Here is a 6,776-nt window from a genome sequence, read left to right on the forward strand (position 1 = left end):
TTGGTATTAATTTCTTTTTCAAATTTTTAATTTTTTTATAAGAAATTTTTATCAGAGAGGATGTCTAAATGATGTCCTCTTTTTTTTTGAGAACTTAAAATGATAAAATGAAATTAAACTAAGCGAATTTTGTACTTTTGCAAAAAATTATTAAAATTATAATTCATGTTAACAGTAAATAATTTATCAGTTCAGTTTGGCAAACGAATATTGTTTGACGAAGTAAATACAACCTTTACACACGGAAATATTTATGGCGTTATCGGAGCTAATGGGGCTGGAAAATCTACTTTCTTAAAAATCATCGCTGGTGATATGGATCCTACTTCGGGACACATTCACTTAGAACCTGGCAAGCGTATGTCTGTTTTAAACCAGAATCACAACATGTTTGATGAACATTCAGTACTAGAAACAGTAATGATGGGAAACAAAGTTTTGTATGCTGTGAAAAAGGAAATGGACGAACTGTACTTGGATTATAATGATAAAAATGCGGATAGGATAGGGGAGTTGCAAGTCCAGTTTGAAGAAATGAATGGTTGGAATGCCGATTCTGACGCTGCATCAATGCTTTCAAATCTAGGTATAACTGAGGAGAACCATTACACATTAATGGGTGATCTTGAGGGGAAAATTAAAGTACGAGTGTTATTGGCGCAAGCCTTGTTTGGAAATCCTGATTTATTAATTATGGATGAGCCTACCAATGACTTGGATTTTGAAACCATTGCGTGGTTAGAAAATTTCTTAGCAAATTATGAAAATACGGTAATAGTCGTATCGCATGACAGACACTTTTTAGATTCTGTATGTACGCATATATCTGATATTGACTATAATAAAATCAATCATTACTCTGGGAATTACACGTTTTGGTATGAGTCGAGCCAGTTAGCTGCAAAGCAACGCGCACAACAAAACAAAAAAGCAGAGGAAAAGAAACAAGAATTAGAAGAATTTATTCGTCGTTTTTCTGCCAACGTTGCCAAGTCTAAACAAGCAACTTCTCGTAAAAAAATGATTAGTAAATTAAATATTTCCGAGATAAAACCTTCTAGCCGAAGATATCCTGCCATTATCTTTGATCAAGAGCGTGAAGCAGGAGATCAAATCTTAAATGTACAAAACTTGAGTGCCTCTATTGACGGAGACATTTTGTTCAAGGGTGTAGATTTGAATATGGCCAAAGGAGATAAGATTGTCCTTTTTTCAAAAGATTCTCGCGCTACTACTGCTTTTTATGAAATTTTGAACGGAAATCAAAAAGCAGATTCGGGTAGTTTTGATTGGGGAGTTACAACAAACCAAGCGTATTTACCAGTTGAAAATCATTCGTTTTTTGAAAGTGATTATTCATTAGTAGACTGGTTGCGTCAATGGGTAAAAACAGAAGAAGAGCGTGATGAGGTAAACATTAGGAGTTTTCTTGGGAAAATGATTTTTTCAGGTGAAGAAGCTTTAAAAACATGTCGTGTTTTATCTGGTGGTGAAAAAGTACGATGCATGTTGTCTAGAATGATGATGGAACGTGCTAACGTGTTAATGCTTGATGAGCCTACGAATCACTTAGATTTGGAATCAATTACGGCTTTTAATAATTCATTAAAAAACTTTAAAGGATCCGTGATTTTTACCACGCATGATCATGAGTTCTCTCAAACTGTAGCTAATAGAGTAATTGAGCTTACTCCAAATGGAGCCATAGACCGTTACATGACATTTGATGACTACTTAGATGATGAAAAAGTACAAGAATTGAGAGTGAAAATGTATTCTAAATAACAAAAAAATCCCGCATTAGCGGGATTTTTTTTGATATAAATTCCAGCTTAAGTTTTTTGCAGTGCTATTATTTTCTTTTGAATATTTTTGTGATTATAAAAAGTAAAATTGCAATAACAGCAATAACTAAAAAAATACCCACACCTACACCGGCTTTAAAAATTCCTTTTACAATGGAACAACTTGATAAAGTGATTAAAAGGAAAGATAATAACGAGATTCTAGTAGCTATTTTTTGCATGATATAAGGTTTTTAATGTTGTTATTGTATTTTGTAAATTTACATTTAAAAGTAAAAATGTTTGTTACATAATTATCGAATAAAATTATAAATTGAAGTCAACCTAATTTTTATAATATCATGCAGTATTTGTTTATATTTAATTTGAAAATGCTAAATATGTATTTGTATATTTGTGTAACCAAAGAATAAATACGCTATGAGCCAAAAAGTATTGCTTACTGCTAAAGAAGTTACTATCATTTTACACCGTTTGGCTTGTCAATTAATAGAAAAACACCTCAATTTTTCAGATACTATTTTGGTAGGAATTCAACCAAGAGGAGTTTTTTTAGCAGAACGTTTAAAAGAAATTCTGCAAGACGAATATCAAACTCCTGAAATCCAGTTGGGATATCTTGATATTACATTTTTTAGAGATGACTTTAGAAGAACGGATAAACCATTAGAAGCCAATAAAACTAAGATCAACTTTATTGTTGAAAATAAAAAAGTAATATTTATTGATGATGTGTTATTTACCGGTCGTAGTATTAGATCAGCATTGACTGCAATCCAATCCTTTGGGAGGCCATCAGAAATTGAATTGCTAGTTTTAATTGACAGACGATTCAGTCGTAATTTACCCATTCAACCTGATTATAGAGGAAGACAGGTAGATGCTATCAATAATGAAAAAGTAAAAGTTAGTTGGAAAGAAAATGATGGTGAAGATGGTGTTTATTTAATCACTAGTGAATCATAGCAATTGCAAATCAGAAAATATAATCGTAAATAGAAATGAAAGAATTAAGCGTAAATCATTTATTAGGTATAAAGTACATCAATAAAAATGATATTGACTTGATATTTGAAACCGCAGATCATTTTAAAGAAGTTATTAATAGACCGATAAAGAAAGTTCCATCGTTACGAGATATTACAATAGCTAATATTTTTTTTGAAAACAGTACACGAACAAAGCTTTCCTTTGAATTAGCTCAAAAACGTTTGAGTGCTGATGTTATTAGTTTTTCGGCTGCACAATCCTCAGTTAAAAAAGGCGAAACATTAATAGATACTGTTAACAACATCTTATCTATGAAAGTAGATATGGTAGTAATGCGACATTCTAATCCGGGTGCCGCATATTTTTTATCAAAAAATGTCAAAGCAAGCATTGTAAATGCTGGAGATGGAGCTCATGAGCACCCTACACAAGCCTTACTAGATAGTTATTCTATAAGAGAGCGTTTAGGCGAAGTTGCGGGTAAAAAAGTTGTCATAGTTGGTGATGTTTTGCACTCAAGAGTGGCACTGTCTAATATCTATGCTTTGCAAATGCAAGGAGCCGAGGTAAAAGTATGTGGGCCAAAAACGTTAATACCAAGATACATCAATTCATTAGGAGTAGGTGTTGAATCTGATTTAAGAAAAGCGTTAGAATGGTGTGATGTGGCTAATATGTTACGCGTACAAAATGAGCGTATGGATGTTAATTTTTTTCCATCAACACGGGAATATGCTCAGCAATACGGCTTAGATAAAACGCTTTTAGAGTCCTTAAGCAAAGAAATCGTGATTATGCACCCTGGACCTATTAATAGAGGAGTTGAGATTACAAGTGAGGTAGCAGATCATCACCAATCTGTAATTTTGAATCAGGTTGAAAATGGTGTTGCCATACGAATGGCTGTCATTTATTTATTGGCCTCAAAAATTCAATAACTATATTCAGTACTTTAGATAAATAATGTACCACTAGATTTTTATAAATGTATTTAAATTTAATATCATGAAAATAGATCAAAAAGGACACACAATAGTAATTCGAGATACACAAGGTGACTTTACATCTTTTTTAATGAAAATCACACACCAATACAAGACATTTGAAAAGCATAACATTATTATTGATTTGTTGATGTATGAAAGTATGTGTATATCAGACATAAAACTTTTTTTGCCTTTATCAAAGGATCATAAAAAAGCAAAAAAATCATTTGTAATAGTGACCTCTGATTTTGATTATAATGCAGTTCCTTCAAAATTAACTGTTGTTCCATCATTATTAGAGGCACATGACATTATTGAAATGGAAGAGATTGAAAGAGATTTAGGCTTTTAATCAATTGAATTCGGTTTTTTAAACCTTTTGATTGATTCAAGCAAGTATAAATAATCGAATTAAACACACCTTGAAATTAACAATACTTGGTTGCTATGCAGCCACTCCTAGGACTTTTACAAATCCTACATCACAGGTTTTAGATATTAACAACAGGCTCTTCCTAATTGATTGTGGCGAAGGTACACAAGTTCAGCTTCGAAAAAATAAAGTGAAGTTTTCTAGAATCAATCATATTTTTATTTCGCATTTACACGGAGACCACTTTTTTGGTTTAGTAGGTTTGATATCTACATTTTCATTATTAAATAGGACTACTGATTTACATATTTATGGTCCCAAAGGGATTAAAGAGATTATAAAATTACAACTGAGATTATCAAACTCCTGGACAAATTATGGATTGTATTTTCATGAATTAGAATCCTTAGAAAGTGAAATAATTTTTGAGGACCATAAAGTTATTGTCAAAACAATTCCGCTTAAGCATAGAGTGTATACCAATGGTTTTTTGTTCCAAGAAAAAATAGGAGAGCGAAAATTAAATATTGAAGCAGTACAAAATTATGCTATAGATACTTGTTATTACCAAAATATTAAAAACGGTAAAGACATTACCCTTGATAACGGTAGTGTAGTTTTAAACAAGGATCTTACCTTTGATCCTGTTCCAGCTCTTAGTTATGCATTTTGTTCTGATACAGTTTATAATGAAGATATACTTCCTATTATAAGTAATGTAGATGTGCTGTACCACGAATCGACTTTCTTACAATCAGAGGAAAATTTAGCTAAAAAAACATTACATTCTACTGCCAAAGAAGCTGCTTTAATTGCCCTGAAAGCTAATGCAAAACAATTAATTCTAGGACATTATTCAACACGCTATGAAAGTATTGAAATGTTCAAACAAGAAGCAGAAACTGTTTTTCCAAATATATTATTGGGTGACGACGGTAAAAGCTTTGAATTTTAAAATGCAAATAATTTAAAAAAACTATTTAAACTATACGATAATGAATGATTTAAGTGATTATAGAAAGTCATATGATAAAAGTGAACTTTTAGAAAGTAACATTCCAGAAGATCCTATAAATTTATTTAATAGATGGTTTCATGAAGTTGAAGACTATGGAGGAGATAGTGAGGTAAATGCCATGACATTATCAACAATTGGTTTAGATGGTTTTCCAAGAGCAAGAGTTGTTTTATTAAAGAAATTTTCTGAAGAAGGTTTCATTTTTTATACTAATTATAATTCAGAAAAGGGTAGGGCTATTATTGAGAATGATAAAGTTTGTTTATCATTTTTTTGGCATACTATGGAGCGACAGGTGATTATTAAAGGAGTAGCCACTAAAACTTCTGAAATGATTTCAGACAATTATTTTGACTCAAGACCAGATGGTAGTAAACTTGGGGCAATTGCATCTAACCAAAGTGAAGTGGTTTCATCTAGAGAAGTTTTGGAAACTACACTTTTAAAGTTAGAAAAAGAGTTTTCAAATACTCCTATTTCAAGACCTGAATATTGGGGAGGCTTTATTGTAAGTCCTTCAGAAGTAGAGTTTTGGCAAGGTCGTCCTAATCGTTTACATGACAGAATACGTTATATTTTTCAAAATGATCAATCTTGGAAAATTGACAGACTTGCTCCATAACATGTAATTAAACTTACAATTTTGTTTTATTGATGTAGTTCATCGATTTTATTTACCTTATAACGGATTTTTTATCTATATTTGAATAAGAAAATAAAATTAGATTACTAATTTTAAAGTTTGTTGCCCCACAATCGACTTTAAGTTTAACCTACTACATTATGACTACAAAATTACTTCGTACATTATTGCTAAGTTTAGTGGTTTGTATATCAGCGTCATGTTCATCTAATAGTTCAGATGAAGAAATTAATGAGCCTACTGTACAAAAAGTTTCTAATTTTTCGTATAGTGCTTTTGAAATCGAAACGATGGATTTAATCAATTCTTATCGTGTAAGTAAAGGTCTTAACCCACTTTTGAAAATTAATCATATGTCTTTTAAGTCTGAAGAGCATGACAATTATATGATTGAAAATAATGTTGTTAATCATAATAATTTTGTTGAAAGATCAGATAATATCATAAAAACTTTAGGAGCTAAGACAGTTAGCGAAAATGTAGCTTACAACTATAATACTCCTCAATCTGTTCTTAATGCATGGCTTGCAAGTCCAGGACACAAAGCAGTAATCGAAGGTAATTTTACTCACTTTGGTTTAGCAGTTAGAGAACATCCTACAACTGGTAGAAAATATTTCACAAATTTATTTGCTAGAATTTAAGTTTTTTAAGTTTTTTTTTTTGAAGCTATCTCATAACTATGAGGTAGCTTTTTTATTTCTACTATCAGCTGTTTTAAGGTCTAATTTAAGTTTTATTAGGCGGTATATTAATTAGCATTTACTATTGTAAATATGAATAATTGAATCATTTATCACTCTAAATCACAGTGGTTTTTTAGAAAATGAAGAGATAAATTCTTTACAGTTGTTATCACTAAGGTAACGTTTAAGATAAAAGACAAGTAAATATTCCCCTTGATATATCTTGTTTGACTTTCTACCAATTCATTTGTACTCTCTATTTAGCTAATTTATTT

General features: G+C 31.1%; 8 protein-coding genes. 7 read left to right on the top strand and 1 reads right to left on the bottom strand.

Annotated features, from left to right (window positions below):
• Nucleotides 1–165 precede the first annotated feature (165 nt).
• Nucleotides 166–1,785, top strand: coding sequence for an ABC-F family ATP-binding cassette domain-containing protein (locus K5V07_RS05895; protein ID WP_221916752.1), 1,620 nt, complete (start codon nucleotides 166–168; stop codon nucleotides 1,783–1,785).
• Nucleotides 1,786–1,852: 67 nt separating this feature from the next.
• Here K5V07_RS05895 and K5V07_RS05900 read toward each other — a convergent pair whose 3' ends face one another.
• Complete coding sequence (locus K5V07_RS05900; protein WP_176330745.1) at nucleotides 1,853–2,026, bottom strand: hypothetical protein; 174 nt, start codon at nucleotides 2,024–2,026, stop codon at nucleotides 1,853–1,855.
• 199 nt (nucleotides 2,027–2,225) lie between these two features.
• Between K5V07_RS05900 and pyrR the strand changes: the two genes are divergently transcribed.
• The 6 genes from pyrR (at nucleotide 2,226) to K5V07_RS05930 (ending at nucleotide 6,459) form a co-directional block, all read left to right on the top strand.
• Nucleotides 2,226–2,771: a bifunctional pyr operon transcriptional regulator/uracil phosphoribosyltransferase PyrR gene (gene pyrR / locus K5V07_RS05905; RefSeq protein WP_086454975.1), complete on the top strand. Its 546-nt coding sequence runs from the start codon at nucleotides 2,226–2,228 to the stop codon at nucleotides 2,769–2,771.
• 35 nt (nucleotides 2,772–2,806) lie between these two features.
• On the top strand, nucleotides 2,807–3,733 hold the full coding sequence (locus tag K5V07_RS05910) for an aspartate carbamoyltransferase catalytic subunit (RefSeq protein ID WP_221916753.1): 927 nt from the start codon (nucleotides 2,807–2,809) through the stop codon (nucleotides 3,731–3,733).
• Nucleotides 3,734–3,800: 67 nt separating this feature from the next.
• Nucleotides 3,801–4,133 (top strand): ribonuclease Z, encoded by a 333-nt coding sequence (locus K5V07_RS05915; protein ID WP_221916754.1) that lies wholly within the window; start codon nucleotides 3,801–3,803, stop codon nucleotides 4,131–4,133.
• 70 nt (nucleotides 4,134–4,203) lie between these two features.
• Nucleotides 4,204–5,109 (top strand): ribonuclease Z, encoded by a 906-nt coding sequence (locus K5V07_RS05920; protein WP_221916755.1) that lies wholly within the window; start codon nucleotides 4,204–4,206, stop codon nucleotides 5,107–5,109.
• A gap of 40 nt (nucleotides 5,110–5,149) precedes the next feature.
• Nucleotides 5,150–5,794, top strand: coding sequence for a pyridoxamine 5'-phosphate oxidase (gene pdxH / locus K5V07_RS05925; protein ID WP_221916756.1), 645 nt, complete (start codon nucleotides 5,150–5,152; stop codon nucleotides 5,792–5,794).
• Between the two features lie 161 nt (nucleotides 5,795–5,955).
• Nucleotides 5,956–6,459, top strand: a complete 504-nt coding sequence (locus K5V07_RS05930) for a CAP domain-containing protein (RefSeq protein WP_221916757.1) — start codon at nucleotides 5,956–5,958, stop codon at nucleotides 6,457–6,459.
• Nucleotides 6,460–6,776: the final 317 nt, after the last annotated feature.

Origin of the sequence: Flavobacterium sp. CHNK8, from assembly GCF_019774515.1 — a bacterium.
In the GTDB taxonomy this organism is placed as follows: domain Bacteria; phylum Bacteroidota; class Bacteroidia; order Flavobacteriales; family Flavobacteriaceae; genus Flavobacterium; species Flavobacterium tiangeerense.

What these genes read in the sequence shown, in the direction of transcription:
- K5V07_RS05895 (WP_221916752.1), top strand. Translation starts at nt 166, where the DNA reads ATGTTAACAGTAAATAATTTATCAGTTCAGTTTGGCAAACGAATATTG.
- K5V07_RS05900 (WP_176330745.1), bottom strand. Translation starts at nt 2,026, where the DNA reads ATGCAAAAAATAGCTACTAGAATCTCGTTATTATCTTTCCTTTTAATC.
- pyrR (WP_086454975.1), top strand. Translation starts at nt 2,226, where the DNA reads ATGAGCCAAAAAGTATTGCTTACTGCTAAAGAAGTTACTATCATTTTA.
- K5V07_RS05910 (WP_221916753.1), top strand. Translation starts at nt 2,807, where the DNA reads ATGAAAGAATTAAGCGTAAATCATTTATTAGGTATAAAGTACATCAAT.
- K5V07_RS05915 (WP_221916754.1), top strand. Translation starts at nt 3,801, where the DNA reads ATGAAAATAGATCAAAAAGGACACACAATAGTAATTCGAGATACACAA.
- pdxH (WP_221916756.1), top strand. Translation starts at nt 5,150, where the DNA reads ATGAATGATTTAAGTGATTATAGAAAGTCATATGATAAAAGTGAACTT.
- K5V07_RS05930 (WP_221916757.1), top strand. Translation starts at nt 5,956, where the DNA reads ATGACTACAAAATTACTTCGTACATTATTGCTAAGTTTAGTGGTTTGT.